This is a genomic window from Inquilinus ginsengisoli (genome assembly GCF_031453975.1).
Taxonomy (GTDB): domain Bacteria; phylum Pseudomonadota; class Alphaproteobacteria; order DSM-16000; family Inquilinaceae; genus Inquilinus; species Inquilinus ginsengisoli_A.
In genome coordinates this window covers 1-19,748 of sequence record NZ_JAVDPW010000011.1, presented here as the reverse complement: position 1 = coordinate 19,748, position 19,748 = coordinate 1, and the positions used below count along the sequence as shown (strand labels likewise).

Sequence of the window (19,748 nt, the reverse complement as noted above, 5' to 3'; positions counted from 1 at the left end):
CATCCAGCTTCTCGCAGCCTATGGAGTTTGGCCATGGATTTACAGCTGGATGGAAAGGTTGCCCTCGTGACCGGGAGCAGCAAAGGAATCGGCGAGGGCATCGCAAAGGGGCTCGCGCGGGAAGGCGCCGTCGTTGTCGTCCATGGCCGTGATCAGACACAGGCGACCGATGCGGCAGACCAGATCCGAGCTGAGGGCGGCTGGGCGCATGTCGTGACCGGGGATCTGACGGATGCCGCACAGGTGATCGCGATGATCGATGCGGTCCGGTCCCTTGCCGGGAATATCGATGTCCTCGTCAACAATGCCGGAGGTTCGGGCGACGGCGCGGACTGGAGCACGACCGCGCCTGAGGCCTGGGCCTCGGTCTATGATCGCAACGTACTGGCAGCCGTGCGCGTGATCACGGCGGTATTGCCGCATATGCGCGCGGCAAGATGGGGGCGGATCATCAACATCTCCAGCCTCGCGGGGCTTATGCCGCCGCCCGTAAATCCGGACTACTCGGCCGCCAAGGCGGCGATGACGGCCATGTCCGCGTCGTTGGCAAAGGCCGTCGCTGCCGAGGGCATCACCGTCAACACGATCTCTCCCGGCACGATCCACAGCGCCAAGCTCGACATGAAGTTTCGAGAAGTCGCGGCGATGCGCGGCATTGAACTGGATGCGCCTTGGGCGGACGTGGAAAGGGCTGTGCTGCCCCTTTTCGCCGAAGTCCCGGTTGGGCGGGTCGGCACGCTGGTGGAGATCGCCGATGCCGTCGCGTTCCTAGCCAGCCCGCGCGCGGCCTACATCACCGGCTCCAACATTCGATTGGACGGCGGCATGCTTCCGACGACCTGAAGCCCTCAGCCTGCCGGGGCCTTCGCCCGAGACGCGATTCGGCGAGAAAGCCATGGCGACTCATACTCATATGGACGCACAGGCAGATCGCGCGCACTTGCAAGCATTGCGGTGGTCGCCACATTGACGCGGTTGGCGAACGTCTCGGGCAGAGCCTCGTTGTCGCGTTCGACAGCCTGGTAATGCCCGCATGTCACGTCGGCTCGCACGGTCTTGGCGCGCCAATACGATCTGGTCGCCTGCCGTCGAGACGATGTCGACCGAATGGCCGCTCTGCACCTTCTTCATTTGGGGACGGGGCGAGCCGCCGGGCCAGGGTGAGGCTGAGACCCGCGCCGACGGCGAGGCAGGCGGCGATGCAGAGGATGGCGACGATAAAGGCTTGGGTGATGGCCGCCGGATCGGTGCGCGCGCCGAGGACGGTGTAGAAAATCCCGCCGATCACCGCGACGCTGAGCGCGGTGCCGACCTGCAGGGTCGAGCTGGCGACGCCGGCGATCATGCCGGAAAAGGCCGGCGCGACGCGGCCCGTCACCATCCGCATCAGGGTCGGCAGCGCGAGCCCTTGTCCGAAACCGATGACGAACAGGAGGACGGCCAGCGGCACGGGCGCGGGCGACACGCCGGTCGGTGTCGCCACGATGGCCCAGACCAGGCCGGCAAACCCGACGGCCTCCAGCCCCATGCCGACCGGATTGACATAGGCGCCGAGGATGCGCCTGCAGAACGGAGTCGACAGCGGCCCCAGCAGGAATCCCGCACCGAACGGCAGGAAGACCAGGCCGGCGTCCAGCGCGGTCGCGTGCAGCGCCTCCTGCAGATAGACCGAGAACAGCAGGAAGAAGGCCGCGATCGCGTAGAACAGCAGCGCAATCAGCAGTGCGCGGCCCAGCCCCGGTGCCCGCATGGCCGCCGGATCGAGCAGGGGCGTGCCGCCCGCCTGCGCCAGCCGGGTCTCATAGCGCCAGAAGAGCCACGCCAGCACCGGCGCCGCCATCAGCGACAGCCAGGACCAGAGCGGCCAGCCCGCCTCACGCCCCTCGATCAGCGGCACGATCAGGGCGCCCAGCGTCACCATCGACAACGCCGTGCCGCCAAGGTCCAGCTTGCGCGCGTCCGGCGCGCGCGTTTCCTTCAGCAGGGGAAGGCCGAACAGCAGGACCAGGATCGCCACCGGCAGGTTGACAAGGAAGATGGCCCGCCAGCCCAGGCCCATGAGATCGAGCGAAATCAGGATGCCGCCCAGCGCCTGGCCGACCACGGCGGCCAAGCCGAAGACCGCGCCATAGAGGCTGAGCGCGAGCGGCTTTTCCGCTTCGGGGAAGATTGCCTGCACCGAAGCGAGCGCCTGCGGCGCCATCACGGCCGCCGTCACGCCCTGCAAGGCGCGCCCGGCGATCAGCGCCCAGGGCGACCACGCAAGGCCGCACAGCAGCGATGCCGCGGCAAAGCCGATCAGCCCGATAAAGAACACCCGGCCGCGACCATAGAGATCGCCAAGACGCCCGCCGGTGATCAGCGTCACGGCATAGAGCCCGGCATAGGAGGAAATGACGAGCTGCTCGGCGGAGGACGCGGCGCCCAATTCCCCACGGATCGAGGGAAGTGCGACATTGACGATGAAGAAGTCGAGCGGCGGCAGGAAGGCTCCGACCAGCAGGATCACGAACATGGCCCAGCGGCGCGGGTCGAGTGCGGCACCATCACCCGCCGTCGCCGACCCGTCCCGGGCCGGCCCGACGGCTGTCGCGTTGCCGCCGCTCAAAGGGGTGTCGCCAGGCTGCGCTGCGGCTTGACGGCCGTGCAAAGATCCACGTCTGCCATCACCCGCGCCGTTTCCGGCGAGGCCAGCGCCGTTTCCATGGCGGCCTCGTCCCGGAAGACACAGATCGCGACGGCGATCAGGCCGCCGCCATCCCCCTGCGGAAAGAAGCCGGCGAGGCTTTCGAGCCCGTAGGGTCCCCAGCATTCGCGCACGAGCGGGAAATGGACGTCGATCCAATGCTCGCGGTCGAACGGCGTGTCGGCATGTCCGGCATAGGTCACGTACATGGTGGCCATGGTGGGCGTCCTCAGTCTTGAGTGTCGAAATCGGTGGCGATGGAGATGTCGCGCCAGGCGGCGATGTCGGCGCGGAATGCGTCCAGCTTCCGCTCCGCGATCGCGTGGGCTCTCGGCCCGAGCGGCAGGTGCAGCGGCGGATGCTCGGAATCGATGGCCTGCAGCATCACGGCGACGGCCTTGGCGGGATCGCCCGCCTGCCTGCCGTTGTTGGTCTGGCGATACTGCCGCGCCATGCCGGCGTAGGCGGCGATCTCCCGCGCCGCGGTGGCGATCGAGCGCCCGAGAAACTCGGTGCGGAAGGGGCCGGGCTCGACGATGATCACGTTCAGTCCCAGGGGACGCAGTTCGTCCGCGAGCGCTTCGGACAGGCCTTCCACCGCGAACTTGGTCGCGTTGTAGATCCCAAAGCCCGCAGAACCGGCGATGCCGGCGCCGGAGGACAGATTGACGATGCAGCCTCTCTCGCGCTTGCGGAGCGCCGGCAGCGCGGCGCGGGTCGTCTCGATCAGGCCGAACACGTTGGCCTCGAACACCGGTCGGTATTCGCCGGGCTCCGCCTCCTCGATCGCCCCGATGAAGCCAAAGCCGGCGTTGTTCACCAGGACATCGAGGCCGCCGAAGGCGCTCTCGGCCAGCGCGACCGCCTGTGCGGCGGCGCCGGGCTGCGTGACGTCGAGCGATAGGCCGCGCACCGTATCGGGGTAACGCTCGCACAACGCCTGCAAGGCGTCGGTCGAACGCGCGGTGGCGACAAGGCGGTCACCACGCCCGGCGACCGCTTCGGCAAGTAGCTTCCCCAAGCCGGACGAACATCCGGTAATCAGCCAGGTTTTCATCAGGTCCTCCTGCAATGCGTTGGACGAGCCGGTTCACGCGCGGCTCGCCGGGCGGCTGGCAATTCCAAGCCCGCACCAGGTGGATTTAGGTGATCAGATCTGTACGATAAGTGACAATGCTGCACGGTTTCCGTTCACTTTTGTGGATCAGCACTATGGAATGGCGCGATGGAGTGGAGTGACGTCCGGATTTTTCTGGCCATAGCCCGTTCCGGCACGCTGGGCGCCGCCGCCCGCGCGCTTCATCTGAGCCATCCGACGGTCGGGCGCCGCCTTCGGGCCCTCGAACAGGCAACCGGCCATACGCTGTTCCAGAGAACCGCCGACGGTTTCATCCCGACCGAGGAGGGCAACGCCATCATCGCCATGGCGGAGCAGATGGAGGAAGGCGCCCTGGCCTTGGAACGGCGGCTCGCCGGGCAGGAACAAAACCTTCAGGGCAGCCTGCGCATATCGTCCGCCGACTGGTTTGGCGCCTACGTCCTGCCGCCGATCATCGCTGATTTTGCGAAGGCCTATCCCCTGGTCGATGTCGAGATCCTGACGGGCACCCGCCTGTTCAGCCTCGCCCAGCGGGAGGCCGACATCGCGTTCCGGATCGTCCCGTTCAACACGCCCGATGTCGTGCAGCGACGGCTGACCCGATTGGCCTATGGTGCCTACATCGCGGCGGACTCCCCCGAGCCGGCCTATGGCGATGGAGCCGGCTTCCGGCTCATCACCCACGACACGTCGACGGGCCAGTTCCCGGATATCGCCTGGCTCGAGGAGAGCTTCCCGAACGCGAGGCCCATCCTGCGTTCGAACAATCGGAACGTGCAGGGGCGCATGTGCAGATCAGGCATCGGCATCGCCGTTCTGCCGCAGGTGGTCGGCAGTCAGATCGCGGGCCTGCGCCGGCTCAACCTGCCAGCGGAGCCACCCGGCCGGGACATCTGGATGGGCTATCATCGTGATATGAGGCGTCTTCACCGTCTGCGAGCCTTCATCACCACGGTGACCAGTCACATCGCGGACGCGCAGTCCTGACCCGAAGCGCTGGAGCCGGGAACGTTGGCTCTGGTTCGATCGTCGACGCACTCGTCCTGGCTCGACCTTCTGCAACGGACCAAAGGCGCCTTTGAGCGACAAGCATCGCCCCAGACCACATTGACCGTTGGCCTAGACTCGCGCTATTGTCATGATAATACGTATTATCATGAGATCAACCGATGGCGAAAGGCGGGCGGCTGACCCAGCGCGACATTGCCAGGCTTGCGGGGGTCAGCCAGGCGACCGTGTCGCTCGCGCTCAACCGCCGCGGCGACAGCTCGGCCCGGATCCCGGAGGAGACACGTCGCCGGGTCCTGCAGGTGATCCTCGACACCGGCTATGTCGCCGACCCGGTGGCGCGGCAATTGGCCGGGCGGCGCAACCAGCTGCTCGGGGTCTTCACCTACGAGATGGTGTTCCCGACCGGCCAGGCCGATTTCTACATGCCGTTCATGCTCGGCATCGAGGCGACGGCGGAGCGGCTGGGCCTCGATCTGCTGCTGTTCACCAGCGCCCCGGTGATCGAGGGCCGTCGCCGCATCTTCCACGAGAACAACCGGCTGCGCCTGGCCGATGGCTGCATCCTGCTGGGCCGGACGCTGGACCGGGACGAGCTCACCCGACTGGTCGGCGACCGCTATCCCTTCGTCGCCATCGGCCGCCGCGACGATGCCGGCGGCCCGGTGCCCTATGTCGGCGCCGACTATGCCACCGCGACCGTCGCCCTGGTCCGCCGGGCCGTGGCGCTGGGCCATCGCCGCCTGGCCTATGTCGGGTTCGGCCGCGGGGCCGAATCCTCCGACGACCGCTGGGCCGGCTTCAGCCGCGCCGTCGCCGAGACCGGGCTGCAGGCCATGCACGAGCCCAGCCAGGGCCGCGACCCGGTCGAGTTGCTGGAAGCCCTGCTGGCGGCCGGCGTCACCGCCGCCCTGGTCGAGGATCTGGCCGATGCCGCGGCGCTGGAGCAGGCCGGGCGACAGCGCGGCCTGTCCATCCCGCGCGACCTGTCGCTGGCCGCACTGGGCAACCCGACGCGGCCGACCGCGAGCGACGTCGCCTTCACCAGCTTCCGCATCCCGCGCGAGGAGATGGGCGCGCAGGCGGTGGAGGTCCTGACCCTGGTGATGGACGGCAAGCCGGAGGGCCGGCAGCGACTGCTGCCCTGCGAGCCGGTCGAAGGCGACACCCTTGGTCCGGCGCCCGGTGGACGCCGCACCGGCAAATCGAAAGGACCACGCAGTTGACCCTGGAATTCGATGCGGATGTGCTGGTGGTGGGCGGCGGCCTCGGCGGGGTCGCCGCGACGCTGGCGGCGCTGAAGGCGGGCCGGTCGGTGGTCCTGACCGAGGAATACGACTGGCTGGGCGGCCAGCTGACCAGCCAGGCGGTGCCGCCGGACGAGCATTCCTGGGTCGAGCGCTTCGGCGTCACCGCCAGCTACCGCGCCCTGCGCGACGGCATCCGCGACCATTACCGCCGCCACTATCCGCTGACCGAAGGTGCACGCGCCTGGCGCGACCTCAACCCCGGCGCCGGCTGGGTCAGCCGGCTGTGCCACGAACCGCGGGTCGGCCTGGCGGTGATCGAGGCGATGCTGGCCCCGTGGCGCGGCTCCGGCCGCCTGCAGGTGCTGCAGCCCTACCGGCCGGTCGCGGCGGATGTCGACGGCGACCGGGTGCGCGCCATCCGCCTGGCGCATCGCGACGGCGGGCCGGACATCGTCGCCTCCGGCCGCTACGTGCTGGACGCCACCGAGACCGGCGACCTCCTGCCGCTGACCGGCACCGAATACGTCACCGGCTTCGAATCCCGGTCCGAGACGGGCGAGCCCAGCGCACCCGAAACGGCGCAGCCGCTGAACATGCAGGCGGTGTCGATCTGCTTCGCGCTCGACCATGTCGACGGCAACCATGTCATCGACCGCCCGGCCAACTACGCCTTCTGGCGCGACCACCGGCCGGAGTTCTGGGGCGGCCCGCTGCTGGGCTGGCGGTCGCCGCATCCGCGCACGCTGGAGATCGTCGAGCGCAGCTTCACCCCGAATCCGGATGACGATCCGCTGGCGGTCAATGCCGACCAGCGCCTGAACCCGGGCGATGGCAACCTGTGGACCTTCCGGCGCATCGCCGCCCGCCGCAACTTCACCGGCGGCACCTATGCCAGCGACATCACCCTCGTGAACTGGCCGATGATCGACTATTTCGAGGGGCCGGTGTTCGAGGTGCCGGAGGCGGAGGCGAAGCGCCACCTGGCCGGCGCGGCGGAGCTGTCGCGCTGCGTCCTGTACTGGCTGCAGACCGAGGCGCCGCGGCTGGATGGCGGCGCCGGCTTCCCGGGCCTGCGCCTGCGCAGCGACGTCACCGGCACCATCGACGGCCTGGCCCAGGCCCCCTACATCCGCGAATCCCGCCGCATCCGCGCCGAATACACCGTGGCGGAACAGGACCTGTCACTGGCCGTGCGCGGCACCCGCGGCGCGGTGCGCTATCCCGACAGCGTCGGCGTCGGGATGTACCGCATCGACCTGCACCCCTCGACCGGCGGCGACAACTACATCGACGTCGGCTCCTGCCCGTTCGAGATTCCGCTGGGTGCCCTGCTGCCGCGGCGGATGGAGAACCTGCTGCCGGCCGGCAAGGCGATCGGCACCACCCACATCACCAATGGCTGCTACCGGCTGCACCCGGTGGAATGGAACATCGGCGAGGTCGCCGGCCATCTCGCGGCCTGGTGCCTCGACCACGGCCTGCCGCCCCGCGCGGTGCGGGCCCGGCCCGACCGGCTGGCCGCGTTCCAGGCCCGGCTGGAGGCCGAGGGCGTCGAGCTGCACTGGCCGGAGGTCGCCGGCTACTGACGCCCCCGGATCACCCGGACTCTCAGGGAGGAACCCATGACGCTCAAACAGCGCATCGTCGTCACCATCGCCGCCGGGCTGCTCGCCGCCGCCACGCCCATCACCGCCCCGGCCCGGGCGGAGGGCATCGCGTTGCGGATGACGATCTGGACCGGCAACAAGGCCCATCTGCAACTGCTGGACGACATCGCCGCCGCCTACCGGAAGGACCATCCCGAGATCGCGTCGATCACCTATGAGACCCTGCCCTTCGACGGCTACACCACGGCGCTGACGACGCAGATCGCCGGCGGCAACGCCCCGGACCTGGCGTGGATCCTGGAGAATTCCGCGCCGGACTTCGTCTCCTCCGGCATCCTGCTGCCGCTGCAGGACACGCTGCGCGGCACCGCGGGCTACGGCTATGACGACCTGCTGCCCAGCGCCACCGCGCTGTGGCGCCGTGACGACGCGCTGTACGCCTATCCGTTCTCGACCTCGCCCTTCGGCATCTTCGCCAATCTCGACCTGGTGAAGCAGGCGGGGGCGAAGGCGCCGGCGGACCGCATCGCGGCGGGGGAATGGAGCTGGGCCAACGCCATGGCCGACGCCGCCGCGGTCCACGCCGCGACCGGCAAGGCCGGGCTGGTGGTCCGCGATTTCGACTACAAGCTGTGGGACAACCTCGCCACGATCTGGAACGGCTGGGGCGCCGCGCCGTGGAGCGCCGACGGGAAGACCTGCGGCTTCGACCAGCCGGCGATGGCCGAGGCGATGCGGTTCCTGCACAAGGCGGTGTTCACCGACCAGGCGATGCCCGGCCCGGGCGCGCCGGCCGACTTCTTCGCCGGCGACGCGGCCATGACCATCACCCAGATCAGCCGTGCCGCCCTCCTCAAGGATGGCGCCTTCGCCTGGGATCTGGTGCCGCTGCCGAAGGGGCCGGCCGGCGACTATGCCGTGATCGGCCAGGCCGGCATCGGCGTGTTCAAGGCCGGGCCGAACCCGGAAGCGGCGGCATCCTTCCTGGCTTTCCTGACCAACCCGGAGAATTCGGCCCGGCTGGCGCAGTACTTCCCGCCGCCGCGCAAGAGTCAGCTGGTCGTCGACCTGCTGGCCAAGGCCAACCCGATGCTGAAGCCGGGGCAGATCGAGGCGGTGGTGGTGCGCGGCATCGAGATCGGCGCGGTCAAGCCCAGCCACACCGGCAACGCCCAGATCGCCCAGGTGGTGCGGGCCGGGCTGGACGCGCTGTGGCAGCCCGACGCCGATGTCGACGCGGCGCTCGGGGCGGTCTGCGGCCGCATTCGGCCGCTGCTGGCGCGCTGACGATGCCGGCCAGGGTCTCCGCCATCACAGCTCCTGCCGTGCAGGCCGCGGCGCCTCGCGCGCCGTTCTGGACGATGCGCCGCCGCGATGCCCTGGCCGGCTACCTCTTCGTCGCGCCGCAGTTGGTCGGCGTCGCGCTGTTCGTGCTGATGCCGCTGGCGCTGGTGGTCTGGTACAGCCTGCATGAATGGAACGTCCTGGCCGGCAGCTTCGACTACACCGGCCTGCAGAACTACCAGGCGCTGCTCGAGGATCCTGAGCTGCCGGGCGTGCTGCGCGCCACCGCGCTGTTCTCCGCCGGCCTGGTGGTGCTGAACCTCAGCCTCGCACTGCTGCTGGCGGTGCTGGTGAACCAGCGGCTGCGCGGGATGACCGTGTTCCGGGCCCTGTTCTTCTCGCCCGTCGTGGTGTCGCTGGTGGCCTGGACCATCGTCTGGGGCTTCCTGCTGCAGAAGGACGGCGGCATCAACGGCATCCTGGCGATGTTCGGCGTCGCCGGCCCCAACTGGCTGCGCGGCGAGACCACGGCCCTGCTGTCGGTGATCGTGGTCCAGGTGTTCAAGAATGTCGGGCTGAACATGGTGCTGTTCCTGGCGGCGCTGCAGACCGTCCCGCGCGACCTGTACGAGGCGGCGCGGATCGAAGGCGCCGGCCGGTGCGTCCAGTTCCGCCGCATCACCCTGCCGCTGATCAGCCCGACCCTGCTGCTGGCCTCGATCATCACCATCGTCGGGTCGCTGCAGGTCTTCGCCCAGATCGCGGTGCTGACCCAGGGCGGGCCGGGCATCTCGACCACCGTGCTGGTCTACTACCTGTACCAGCAGGCCTTCCAGTTCCACGCCTTCGGCTACGGCTCGGCGCTCGCGGTGCTGCTGTTCGCCATCGTCGCCGTGCTCACCCTGCTGCAGTGGCAGCTGCGCCGGCGCTGGGTGTTCCATGAAAGCTGACCTGTCGCCGCGGGCCCGCCTGGCCGTCTATGGGCTGGCGTGCGTTCTCGCCATCCCCTTCGTGTTCCCGACCTGGTGGATGGTCACCTCCTCCTTCAAGCCGGTGCAGGAGATCTTCACCTTCCCGCCGGCGCTGCTGCCGCGGCGCCTGGACCTCGACGCCTACCGACAGGTGTTCGCGCTGCAGCCCTTCGCCCTGCAGTACTGGAACAGCCTGTACATCGCCGCGGTGGTGACGCTGGGCACCATGGCGGTGGCCTCGCTCGGCGGCTATGCCTTCGCCCGGATCCGCTTCCCCGGCCAGAACCTGGTGTTCATGATCGTGCTCCTGGCCCTGCTGGTGCCCGGCGAGGTCACGATCGTGCCGCTGTTCCGCTTCTTCCTGCGGCTCGGGCTGGTCAACACCCACTGGCCGCTGATCCTGGTGCCGATCCTGGGCGCGCCCTGCGTGCTGGCCACCTTCATCATGCGGCAGTTCTTCATCACCCTGCCGCCGGAGCTGGAGGAGGCAGGGCGGATCGACGGGCTCGGCCGCTTCGGGCTGTTCTGGCGTATTGCCCTGCCGCTGTCCCGGCCGGCGCTGGGCGCCGTCGCCATCTTCACCTTCCTGCACAGCTGGAACCTCTATCTCGAACCGATCGTCTACCTGTCCTCGCCGGGCAAGTTCACGCTGCCGCAGGCCCTGACCCAGTATGTCGATGCCTATGGCGGGCCGATGTGGAATGTCCAGCTGGCGGCGGTGACGCTGACGGCACTGCCGGTGCTGGTGGTCTTCGTGATCGCCCAGCGCCAGTTCATAGAAGGCCTGGCCCATGGCGGCTTGAAGGGATGAGCTTCGGCGACAACCTGCGTGCCCGGTGCGCGGCACCGCCAGGCCACGAGATGATATGGTGTCAGCGTTGCGATTGCGGGCGATGGGTCCCCGACGACCCGGACTCGGCTGGAGCGCGCGACATCCGGACATGGCCCTGTCTTCTCCGAAGCGGACATCGAGCCGATCTACCCGGCTGAGCCGATACCGGCTCGTTGCCCCTTTGGCGACTGATCAGCCCGGCGGGACGGTGCCCGATAGGGTGCCAATCCCGGCGGGCCAGGCACTGCCCGCCGTGCGGTACGCGCCGGTCGCGGCGGCCAAACGCTTGCTGTCGGCTGCCAGCTTCTCGACCCCCACCCAGCGGTTCCAATCCGGCGCGATGCTCCACCCGGCAGCGCCGAGATGGGCCTGAGGCAGTCGATAGTGGAAGACCGGGCGGGCGGCGATCTTCTCATAGGGCAACTTCGTCCGCACCCGCGGCGCGTCCAGACTCAGGAACAGCGGCAGCAGGTCGAGGCCGCGGTCGCGCGTCGGATTGGCCGCAAGATAGTCGTCGATCAAGGTGGATTGGTCGGGCCGGTAGTCGGGCGCCGCGATCCGATGCAGGAATGCCGGTGGGTAGGGTGGAGGCAGATGCCGTTCCAGGCGCCTTCGCCCGTCCGCGATCTCCCGACGCAGCCAGGATTCCATCAGCCCGAACGCCACCATCACCGCAATGATCCGATGGAGGTCCGCGGCCGGCGCCTCGATGTTGAAATGCAGGCCCAATGACCCGAATAGCGTTGCGCCGCGCCCCCGGGCACCGGCCGCGCGCAGCGCATCCAGGATGCAATCGACCTCCGCCAGGCGTTCGATCGGCAGGGGCGGTATAATCAGTTCGCGCGGCACCGCGCCGGACACCAGCCATCCCAGCCCTGCGGCGGCCGTCGGTCCGATGCGGACGGGGAGGGTTTTTCCGTGCCGCTGCGGATGGGTGTAGCGCAGATCAAGTTCCACCGCCAAGTCGCCCAGGACACTGCCCCGCACCGCGAAGGCATGGGCATCCTCTTCAACCATTTGGCCGCCGACACCTGCGGCCAAGGCCTGCGCCGTGCGCCGGGCGCTGGGGCCCATGAACTCGATCTCGATTCCGACCCGGCGTCCGACATCTGATCCCAGGGCGGGAAGCGCCTGGAAGGGTGCGGAGGAATCGGTGCGCGGCACGGGCCTTCTGGCCCCCATTCTGTTTGAAGGGAGGGTGTCCTGGACCATGTGGGCGGTCAGATAGCCATGTTGAAGGAGATGGGGCGTCGTGTCGCCATGTCGCGCTGATCGCGATATCGGCCATCACCACGCCATCCCCAAAGCGGACGGCCATCTCAGCGACGGCATCGGGAACGGCGACCCGCTACTTTCCTTGGGTCAAGGTCATCTCGAGCAGCTTCTCGTCCCCGGCGGCGAGATCGACCATGGCCTCGGCGCGTCGGCTGTCGTCGGCGACCGCCGAGACATGCCAGCGGCCGGCCGGCAGGATGGCTTCCAGCGAGCGGCTGCTGCCGCCCGCGAACGCCGCGGGGCCCGGGCTTCCGTCGGCGGCGACGGGATGGAACTCGAAGACGATGTTCATCGGCGCCGCCGCCCCCTCCTCCGGCGACGCCGATACGCCGAGGCGCCCGGCCTGCAGGTCGAGCCGCACCGTCTCCTCGGTGTCGGGCGCGACCACGATGTCCCGCTCGGCCGTCGCCACCCCGCTCTTCACTGCGATGTGCCAGCGGCCGGGCAGCAGCGGCACGGTCGGGTTGGCGATGGGCTGGTCCTGCATCAGGGCCGTTCCCTGGGCGATGCCGATCGCATCCACCGCCGTGACGGTCCAGCTCGTGTCGCGCCAGTCGGTGAGGGGTTCGGCGCCGGGACCGAGGGCGGCGGCGAGGATCCGGCTGCCGGTCGGAACCACGATGCGCGCCTCCCGCTGCGCGCCTTCCTCGATCTCGACATCGCGGAGGACGGCGGTGCCGGCGACGGCGAGTTCGACGCGGTATCGGCCGGTGGGCAGGACGAAGAGCGGCGCCGCCTCCTGCACCGCCTCGGCCGCGGTGGTCCCGTCCGGTGCCAGCGCGCGCCAGGCCAGGCCGCGCCAGTCGGTCAGCGGCTCGCCGTCCTCCGCCAGCGCGGCCGACAGCTTCAGCTCACCCAGCCGCAGGCTGAGGGCAAGATCGAGCGGGTGGCCCGCGGCGACCGTCACCTCCTGATCGGACCGCCGCCCCTGATGCTCCACCGCGAGGCGGTAGCGCCCGGCCGCCAGCAGCAGCGCGGGCCGGGCCACCGCCGGCACCTCGACCGCCGCCTGGCCGTCCAGCGGCGTCAGCGTCCAGCGCAGCCCCTCGCCGATCGGCTCGGCCCCCTTATACGGCACCGCCTGCGCCTTGAGGCGCCCCGCCGCCAACGGCACCTCGATCCGGGCCGCCTCGCCGGAAAGCTCGACATCGCGATGCGCTGCAACATTGCCGACCGCGGCCTCGATGGCGTAGCGGCCCGCCGGCACCGTCAGCTCCACCAGGCTGGTCCGGCCTTCGTAGCGGAAGGGTTCAGGCCCTTCCCCGCCGGCGACGCGCCAGTCGATCGCGAGATCGGAGACGGGACCTTCCCCCGGAATGACGGCGACGACGCTGACCCGCGCCGCCTTCACCGGCTCCGGCACCTCGACCGGCGCGGGCGCTTCCACCGGAGGCGCGGACGCTTCCGCTGGAGGCGGCTCGGCCCGGGCCGGCGCGGGCTCCGGAGCCGTCGCCGCGCGCGCGGCGCTGTCCAGGGTGGCGAGCAGGCTGTCGGCATCGGCCGCGGTGCGATAGGCGCCGCCGCCGGCCGAGGCGATGCAGGACAGCTGCTGCTCGTCCTTCGCCTCGACGGCGAAGCCGATGACATGCACCGACAGCGCCGCATCGGCCGCGCGCAGGGCGGCGGCCACGGCACAGGGGTCGGGATGGCAAGTCTCGATCCCGTCGGTCACCAGGATGATGGTGCCGCCCCCGCCCGCGGCCCGCAGCATGCCGGCGGCCTGCTGCAGCGAGGCGGCGAGCGGGGTCTTGCCGCGGGCGCGCAGCGTGGCGAGCCGCCGGCCCAGCGCCGCCGTGTCGGGCGGACCGATCGGCGACAGCACCTCGATGTCGCCGCAGTCGCCGCTGCGGCGATGGCCGTAGGCGACGAGGCCGACCGGCGCGGCCCCGGGCCAACGCGCCAGCATCTCGCCCAGCACGCCGCGCGCCGCGTCGAGCCGCGGGACGCCGCCGATCGCGGCGCTCATGCTGCCGGAGGAATCGATGACGATGACGGTCGGCCGCGGCGTCTCCGCCCGCGCGGCGGCGAACGGCAGGAGCGATGCGAGCAGCACGAGGCTTCGCCACGCCATCGCGCGGATCCTCGAGGCGCCGCTCATGGCGGCGAGAACCGGAACGCGGCATCGTCGACCACCGGATCGGCGACGGGATCGAAGGTCGTCGTGCTGCGGTTGATGCCGCCGCCCGGCGGCGTGTCCTGAAGGATCCTGCGGATCAGAAGGCTGTCGCGGTCGATCCACAGCGTCGCCGGATATTCGCTCGACACGTAGCTGGTGCCGTATTTCTCGCGGACGATGCCGCTGAGCTTGACGTGGTCGCGCCCGCCGATCCGCTCGGTGCCGTCGAGCCGCAGATCCTCGAGGCTGTGCAGCGGGCCCTGCAGCCCCGCCGATCCGAACAGCAGCCCGGGAACCAGAACCGCGGTTCCCTTGGTGGGCAGCGAGGCCACCGCGAAGGCGTCGATGCCCCTGCCCTTGGGATAGACCTCATGGACCTTGGTCGTCAGCCACCAGGTGTTGAACTCCGCCCCCTCGCACCAGATGACGAAGCGGTCGGCCCCCGCAGCGGGATCCTCGTCGAACTCGAAATAGAATTGCCGCGGCCGTTTGAGCGCCGTCTTGAAGCGGTGCCGCTCGCGGGTCTGCACCGCGGTGCCGGAGCCGTATTCGGTGACGATCTCGCCGCTGTCGGAATAGGTGCCGAGGGCGTCATAGGCGGCGGCGACCCGCTGCCACAGCTGGTCGGCTTCCGTCTCCGCCCGGCCCGCGGGCGCGGCCAGCAGGACCGCCAAGGCTGCCAGGACGACTGAAATCCGCATGTCGAGCCCCCAAGAACATCCGGATGACCGGAACGATGTCCCTCAGCAGGACGGGTTGCAGGCCTTGATCGAAAGGCCGTAGACGCCCGTCGCATCGTCGCCCGGCTTGCGGCGGTCGAACCGCCGGTCGATCGTCATGGTGGTGCCGGAGCGCTGGACGGTGAACTCCGCCGGCCCGTCATTCATCGCGCGCAACATCAGGAACTGGGCGCCTTTGAACGGCAGGGCGTAATCCTGCAGGGTGATCCGCATGGACAGGACCGGCAGCATGAGGACCAGCACCTTGGTGCGCGCATCGTCGAAATCGACCGCCGCCGGCTGCACCTCCAGCCGCAGCGTGTCGCCCCTGAGGTCGCCCCGGACCGGCACGCGGAAGAAGTTCGGCGTGAATCCCGCCCGCACCATGACGCCGCCCTGATCGATGATCGTGGTCAGCGGGTTGAAGTTCGGTATGTCCTGCCCCAGGACCTTCTTGTCCTTCAGCCGCGTCTCGTTCAGCACCTTGATGTCGCCCAGGCCCATCGGATCCTGGCGCACCATCTTCAGCACGGTGCCGTGCGCCAGCTCCGGAAACAGCACGGGAATGGCATTGTCCCAGGACCGGAACGACATCGCGTTGCCCATGATCTCGCCGGTCAGCGCGATCGCATCGCCTTTCGCACCCTTCGGATAGCGCAGGATGATCTCGCCTTTGATCTCGACCGTGTAGGTCCAGTAGAGATTGCCGTACTGGCGGAACTCCGCGGTCATCTTGCCGGTGACCGGCCCCTGGAAGGTCTGGCAGTAGCGCTCGAACATGCGGCTGACCATGAAGGCGCTCAGCGCATAGGCCATCTTGTTGAGCCCGACCGTGAACTCGGTGTTGAAGTGGCCCTTGGCCACATCCTCGCGCATCGGCGCGAAGGTGGTGATGCCCTTCCACGAGGTCTCGACCGCCTCGGTGCCGGACTTGGTGCGCTTGACCGCCGGGATCATGCTGACCAGCTTCGTCGGCACGTTCTCCTTCGCCCAATCGACGAAATAGGCGCCGGGCTGGATCAGCAGGCCGAGAAAGAAGTCGACCGCCTTGAGGCCGTTGATGGCGACATCGAGCTGGTCGCACAGCAGATTCCCGCGCGTCACCTCGGCCAGCACCGTGGAAGCGCGGGCGTTCGCGCGCTTCGCGACGGCGTGCCAGCCCTTCAGGCGCGCCGACAGCCCCATGGTCGCAACCCGCATTTCCGATGCGACGGATTGCAGCGTCACCAGATGGCCCATCCCATTCACCCACTCCGGCGATGCACCCTGGGCGCGCAGGGCCTTCATGGCGTTCTGAAGCTCGGCCAGCTTCGTCTTCGCTTCGTCCTTGGCCGGGCTGGCGGGAAGCTCGTCGAGCTTGCCGGCGACCGCGTCGATGATCGCCTCGGTCGTCTCGGTCAGCTTCTCCGCCTCGGCCTCGATCCCATGCCTGTCGGCATTGTCCTTCTTGGCGCAGTCGGGTTCTTCGACGAGGTCGCTGAGGTCGTCGACCTCGAAGCTGGCCTCGCCCGTCGGCCCCCCCGCGGGGTCGCGGACCTCGACCTCGTGGTTGCCGAACGTCTCCGGCGTGAACTCGGCTTCGAAGCTGCCGTCGACATCGGCGACGACGTCGATCACGGTCGGCGGCAGGATCTCCGACGCGCCGAGGAAGAGGACATTGACCGGGCAGTCATTGTCGGGAATTTCCGCCGGCGCCTCGGCCGGGTCCGGCGGCTCGGCCTTCTGCGGCGGCGTGACCGTGATCTGCAGCGGCTTGCCGTAGAGGCTGGGCGGCGTCACCCCGCGCAGGGTCAGCGGATAGCCGGGAACGGTGGTCAGGTCGTCGAGCTCGGGGAGTCCCGTCACCCCGCCCATCAGGCCCTGGGCGACGACCTCGACGAAGATGCCGGCCTGGCCCGGCGGTCCGGCCGCGTCCGCCGTGCCGGCATGTGCGAACCCGATCGCCAAGCCGGCCATCAAGAGGGCCAGCGCGTGCAGCGTGCAAGGACGGCCGACCATCCTTCCCTCCATCCCCACCCATCGACACACGGCCGAATTCGGATCCTCGGGCGCGGCCGGGTTGTCCATATTTAGCATAATATTTCGCGACTGGCGCCTTGCGGGCGCGCTAAAGAACAAAAAAATCGCTCGTTCCATGTTGCAACCGCCCGAAGGCGCCATGTCGGCATCACGGTGCTTTCGGGCGCGGCCGGACGGCCTTGACGAGCACGACTTATGACCACCTCTATCAGGCGATCGAGAACGGTATCGCGGACCTGAGCGATCCCGCCTTGAAGGACCGGGTGGCATCACTCGTTGAAGGGGCTGGCTCGACGGTCACGCCCGGCACGCTTCGGAGATGCGCCAGGCGGCGCGGCGCAAGCTTCGAAACGAGGACGGAACGCCGGCGTGATCATCTCCGCGCGCTGGCGCAACGCGTCGATGTCGTCGACGGCCAGGAGATTGGTATCGCGGGCTCAAAAAGGGCAGTTGCTGCCAGCGCGGAAACGGCGGCGATTGGCGTTCGCAGTTTCATTCCGGAGTGGCGAGCCGTGATGGATGAAAATGAGTACTACTCATTCGCTGTAACGCTATGAATTGGGCGCATACAGGCTTCCGCTGTCGCGGGAAACTGCCGTGTGCAAGGGACATGGCCAACTGTCCGGAATCGCCGTGCGGAATGTCCTCGGCCTGGGCACACCTTTCGCTGCCGCTCGGTACTCGGTACCGGCAGGAACGCGCCCCTCGGAGAGAGCGTCTGTCCGCCGAGATCGGACCTTCAGCGTCGGGAGCACGGCATACGCCTAAAGGCGTACTTGGATGCGAATCATAAGATGATATGATTTCGGTGCTTCGACCGAGGAAATGAATGTGTTCGGGCCGTCACCCGACACACGGTATAGCGAATAAAGTATTCTTGCCCGTGCTGACGGATCGGGAAGGAACGCTTGAAGCTGGAAAGGCCGCCGCTGCGTGGCGGCCTTTTCCAAGTTAGGCAGCGCAAGCCCCGACCGGACGCACCCTGCGGGATGGCAGGGGACCGATTTTGGCCGCATGCAGCTTAAAGGCGATCTCGGTTCGGTTCCGAGCCTGCAGCTTCTTCATGATCGACCGGATATGCACCTTCACGGTGCTCTCGCACAGGTCCAACTCATAGGCGATAATCTTGTTCGGCTTCCCGAGGGCGACGGCGCTGGCCACGGCAGCCTGCCGCTCCGAAAGGCCGAACATGCTGTGTGCCGGCTGCTGGCGTTCGGGCCGAGCGTGGCCGGGCTTCTGGAATGCACTGGCCGGAACGAAGACTCCCCCGACCAAAGCCAGACACAGCGCCCCGATGGCAACGCTGAGGCTGACGCTTGTCGGGATGTAGCCACGGGCCCCCTGCTCCAGGATCTCGGCGACATAATGGGGATCCTCGTTCTCACCGATCACGATCACGGGGATGTCAGGATGGGTGCTGACCAAGCCATGGAGTTCGTCTTTGAACGACGGATCGCCATCGCCGACCGCACCGTCTTCCAGAAGGATGAGCGAAGTATCGCTCCGATCCGGACTCTGCTCCCACTCGCGGATATCAGCGAAAGCCCGGCCGAGGAACCGGCTGTCGGTCGATGCCAGCGCTCTCGTCAGGGTCTCCCGGCCCAGGGCCCGCCTATCGATGATCGCAATCACAATTAGGTCCAGACCAGGGCGCTCCGCGGCCCGGATCTTGGCAATGAGGTCGATTTCCGGTTCTGCCATCTTGGTGGCGCCGGGAAGCGCATCCGCTCCGTTTTCATTGAAAAGCATAACTTCAGACCTTTGTATTATTTAGACAATATTTCGCTTCCTCTTCATTCGCAGAGCTTCGAAGGCGCTTTTCTTGTTGCTGCTCGCGCTCGTTCGCGGAGTCCGGCGGTGCTGAGAGGCCTATCTGCTCAGCACTGCTGAATTCGAATTTGTATGATATTTTAGACAAAATCAACCTAGGACGATGTAAGCCTTTCGAGGCTGCCTCATCCAAAAGAGGTAGCCGAGGGCCGGTCGCGCAATACCACTCTCATTCGACGGCACCGTGCCGATACGAGACGGCGATCGAGCGGCTTCATCCACAGGATCGATCCCATCCACCGACTTACCGCAAAAGATCATCTTTAGAAACTAAAGATAGCATCGCACAATTGATACAGAACATTAATTATCATGAGATTCACAATTGGATTGTCAATATCAATTACAGCTTAACATGATAGTTTATTCTTGCCATGATAGTTTGCTCTTGCTCTGAAATCTTAGATGACGTCGAGGAAAATCCAGGAACTTCGCGATGAGGACCATCCTATTTATTTGCGCCGCCCTCGGTCCCTCCATTGGTCTTCTGGTGGGGAGCCTTCTCACTGCCGGAGTGTTGGGTGACAGCCGTCCCCCCAGGGAATCCCCAACCGTGGGTCCGGGGGCGGGTCGGAAAGGACTTCGCCGCGGCTGACCTATCAAGCCCGGGTTTGTGTCGTGCACCGATCCCGCCCGGCGAAGACCTGTCGGGGCGCTGTCATGGGAAGAAGGCGGAAGCGGGAGAAGAGCTGAATGTGCGGCATTGTCGGCATCGTCGGGACCAGGCCGGTCACCGGCCGCCTGGTCGAGGCGCTGAAGCGCCTGGAGTATCGCGGCTATGATTCCGCCGGCATCGCGACCCTGGTGGGCGGGCGGATCGAGCGCCGCCGCGCCGAGGGCAAGCTGGCCAACCTGGAGCGGCGGCTGGGCGAGGCCCCGATCGACGGCACCATCGGCATCGGCCATACCCGCTGGGCCACCCATGGCCGGCCGAACGAGACCAACGCCCATCCGCACGCCACCGACCGCGTCGCCATCGTCCACAACGGCATCATCGAGAATTTCCGCGAGCTGCGGCAGGAGCTCGAGGGCCGCGGCCACGTCTTCGCCAC

At 68.0% G+C, this 19,748-nt stretch carries 16 protein-coding genes and 1 pseudogene; 9 read left to right on the top strand and 8 right to left on the bottom strand.

Annotated features, from left to right (window positions below; genetic code table 11):
- The first annotated feature begins 33 nt into the window (after positions 1 to 33).
- Positions 34 to 843, top strand: a complete 810-nt coding sequence (locus tag E9232_RS28125; protein ID WP_309799803.1) for an SDR family NAD(P)-dependent oxidoreductase — start codon at positions 34 to 36, stop codon at positions 841 to 843.
- A gap of 193 nt (positions 844 to 1,036) precedes the next feature.
- Here E9232_RS28125 and E9232_RS28120 read toward each other — a convergent pair whose 3' ends face one another.
- The 3 genes from E9232_RS28120 to E9232_RS28110 form a co-directional block, all read right to left on the bottom strand.
- Positions 1,037 to 2,515, bottom strand: coding sequence for an MFS transporter (locus tag E9232_RS28120; RefSeq protein ID WP_309799801.1), 1,479 nt, complete (start codon positions 2,513 to 2,515; stop codon positions 1,037 to 1,039).
- An 89-nt stretch (positions 2,516 to 2,604) separates the two neighbouring features.
- Complete coding sequence (locus E9232_RS28115) at positions 2,605 to 2,904, bottom strand: EthD family reductase (protein ID WP_309799799.1); 300 nt, start codon at positions 2,902 to 2,904, stop codon at positions 2,605 to 2,607.
- Between the two features lie 11 nt (positions 2,905 to 2,915).
- Positions 2,916 to 3,743 carry an oxidoreductase gene (locus E9232_RS28110; RefSeq protein WP_309799798.1) on the bottom strand — a complete coding sequence of 276 codons (828 nt, stop codon included), beginning with the start codon at positions 3,741 to 3,743 and terminating at the stop codon, positions 2,916 to 2,918.
- A gap of 168 nt (positions 3,744 to 3,911) precedes the next feature.
- On the opposite strand from E9232_RS28110, the gene E9232_RS28105 reads away from it, so the two are divergent.
- From E9232_RS28105 to E9232_RS28080, 6 genes are all read left to right on the top strand, one after another.
- On the top strand, positions 3,912 to 4,772 hold the full coding sequence (locus E9232_RS28105; RefSeq protein ID WP_309799796.1) for a LysR family transcriptional regulator: 861 nt from the start codon (positions 3,912 to 3,914) through the stop codon (positions 4,770 to 4,772).
- A gap of 182 nt (positions 4,773 to 4,954) precedes the next feature.
- On the top strand, positions 4,955 to 6,019 hold the full coding sequence (locus E9232_RS28100; protein WP_309799792.1) for a LacI family DNA-binding transcriptional regulator: 1,065 nt from the start codon (positions 4,955 to 4,957) through the stop codon (positions 6,017 to 6,019).
- Complete coding sequence (locus tag E9232_RS28095) at positions 6,016 to 7,629, top strand: FAD-dependent oxidoreductase (protein WP_309799790.1); 1,614 nt, start codon at positions 6,016 to 6,018, stop codon at positions 7,627 to 7,629. Before E9232_RS28100 ends, E9232_RS28095 begins: the two co-directional genes overlap by 4 nt.
- Before the next feature lie 36 nt (positions 7,630 to 7,665).
- Positions 7,666 to 8,937: an ABC transporter substrate-binding protein gene (locus E9232_RS28090; protein ID WP_309799788.1), complete on the top strand. Its 1,272-nt coding sequence runs from the start codon at positions 7,666 to 7,668 to the stop codon at positions 8,935 to 8,937.
- Between the two features lie 2 nt (positions 8,938 to 8,939).
- Positions 8,940 to 9,884 (top strand): carbohydrate ABC transporter permease, encoded by a 945-nt coding sequence (locus E9232_RS28085; protein WP_309799786.1) that lies wholly within the window; start codon positions 8,940 to 8,942, stop codon positions 9,882 to 9,884.
- Positions 9,874 to 10,716, top strand: a complete 843-nt coding sequence (locus E9232_RS28080; protein WP_309799784.1) for a carbohydrate ABC transporter permease — start codon at positions 9,874 to 9,876, stop codon at positions 10,714 to 10,716. Before E9232_RS28085 ends, E9232_RS28080 begins: the two co-directional genes overlap by 11 nt.
- A gap of 213 nt (positions 10,717 to 10,929) precedes the next feature.
- On the opposite strand, the gene E9232_RS28075 is transcribed toward E9232_RS28080, so the two are convergent.
- The 4 genes from E9232_RS28075 to E9232_RS28060 all read right to left on the bottom strand — a co-directional run bounded on the left by E9232_RS28075 (position 10,930) and on the right by E9232_RS28060 (position 16,845).
- The gene (locus tag E9232_RS28075) at positions 10,930 to 11,901 is read right to left on the bottom strand and encodes an amidoligase family protein (RefSeq protein WP_309799782.1); all 972 of its coding nucleotides are present in this window, start codon (positions 11,899 to 11,901) and stop codon (positions 10,930 to 10,932) included.
- 184 nt (positions 11,902 to 12,085) lie between these two features.
- A complete protein-coding gene (locus tag E9232_RS28070) occupies positions 12,086 to 14,083 on the bottom strand; it encodes a vWA domain-containing protein (RefSeq protein WP_309799780.1) in 1,998 nt (665 codons plus the stop codon).
- 23 nt (positions 14,084 to 14,106) lie between these two features.
- Positions 14,107 to 14,829 (bottom strand): LolA family protein, encoded by a 723-nt coding sequence (locus tag E9232_RS28065; protein ID WP_309799778.1) that lies wholly within the window; start codon positions 14,827 to 14,829, stop codon positions 14,107 to 14,109.
- Between the two features lie 42 nt (positions 14,830 to 14,871).
- A complete protein-coding gene (locus E9232_RS28060) occupies positions 14,872 to 16,845 on the bottom strand; it encodes a hypothetical protein (RefSeq protein ID WP_309799777.1) in 1,974 nt (657 codons plus the stop codon).
- A gap of 200 nt (positions 16,846 to 17,045) precedes the next feature.
- Between E9232_RS28060 and E9232_RS28055 the strand changes: the two genes are divergently transcribed.
- Positions 17,046 to 17,423, top strand: coding sequence for a hypothetical protein (locus tag E9232_RS28055; RefSeq protein WP_309799775.1), 378 nt, complete (start codon positions 17,046 to 17,048; stop codon positions 17,421 to 17,423).
- A gap of 394 nt (positions 17,424 to 17,817) precedes the next feature.
- On the opposite strand, the gene E9232_RS28050 is transcribed toward E9232_RS28055, so the two are convergent.
- Complete coding sequence (locus E9232_RS28050) at positions 17,818 to 18,615, bottom strand: LuxR family transcriptional regulator (protein WP_309799772.1); 798 nt, start codon at positions 18,613 to 18,615, stop codon at positions 17,818 to 17,820.
- A 774-nt stretch (positions 18,616 to 19,389) separates the two neighbouring features.
- On the opposite strand from E9232_RS28050, the pseudogene E9232_RS28045 reads away from it, so the two are divergent.
- Positions 19,390 to 19,748, top strand: a pseudogene (locus E9232_RS28045) (glutamine--fructose-6-phosphate transaminase (isomerizing)); the annotation flags it as partial.

What these genes read in the sequence shown, in the direction of transcription:
- E9232_RS28100 (WP_309799792.1), top strand. Translation starts at nt 4,955, where the DNA reads ATGGCGAAAGGCGGGCGGCTGACCCAGCGCGACATTGCCAGGCTTGCG.
- E9232_RS28085 (WP_309799786.1), top strand. Translation starts at nt 8,940, where the DNA reads ATGCCGGCCAGGGTCTCCGCCATCACAGCTCCTGCCGTGCAGGCCGCG.
- E9232_RS28110 (WP_309799798.1), bottom strand. Translation starts at nt 3,743, where the DNA reads ATGAAAACCTGGCTGATTACCGGATGTTCGTCCGGCTTGGGGAAGCTA.
- E9232_RS28090 (WP_309799788.1), top strand. Translation starts at nt 7,666, where the DNA reads ATGACGCTCAAACAGCGCATCGTCGTCACCATCGCCGCCGGGCTGCTC.
- E9232_RS28115 (WP_309799799.1), bottom strand. Translation starts at nt 2,904, where the DNA reads ATGGCCACCATGTACGTGACCTATGCCGGACATGCCGACACGCCGTTC.
- E9232_RS28065 (WP_309799778.1), bottom strand. Translation starts at nt 14,829, where the DNA reads ATGCGGATTTCAGTCGTCCTGGCAGCCTTGGCGGTCCTGCTGGCCGCG.
- E9232_RS28050 (WP_309799772.1), bottom strand. Translation starts at nt 18,615, where the DNA reads ATGCTTTTCAATGAAAACGGAGCGGATGCGCTTCCCGGCGCCACCAAG.
- E9232_RS28120 (WP_309799801.1), bottom strand. Translation starts at nt 2,515, where the DNA reads ATGTTCGTGATCCTGCTGGTCGGAGCCTTCCTGCCGCCGCTCGACTTC.
- E9232_RS28060 (WP_309799777.1), bottom strand. Translation starts at nt 16,845, where the DNA reads ATGGTCGGCCGTCCTTGCACGCTGCACGCGCTGGCCCTCTTGATGGCC.
- E9232_RS28080 (WP_309799784.1), top strand. Translation starts at nt 9,874, where the DNA reads ATGAAAGCTGACCTGTCGCCGCGGGCCCGCCTGGCCGTCTATGGGCTG.
- E9232_RS28070 (WP_309799780.1), bottom strand. Translation starts at nt 14,083, where the DNA reads ATGGCGTGGCGAAGCCTCGTGCTGCTCGCATCGCTCCTGCCGTTCGCC.
- E9232_RS28125 (WP_309799803.1), top strand. Translation starts at nt 34, where the DNA reads ATGGATTTACAGCTGGATGGAAAGGTTGCCCTCGTGACCGGGAGCAGC.
- E9232_RS28105 (WP_309799796.1), top strand. Translation starts at nt 3,912, where the DNA reads ATGGAGTGGAGTGACGTCCGGATTTTTCTGGCCATAGCCCGTTCCGGC.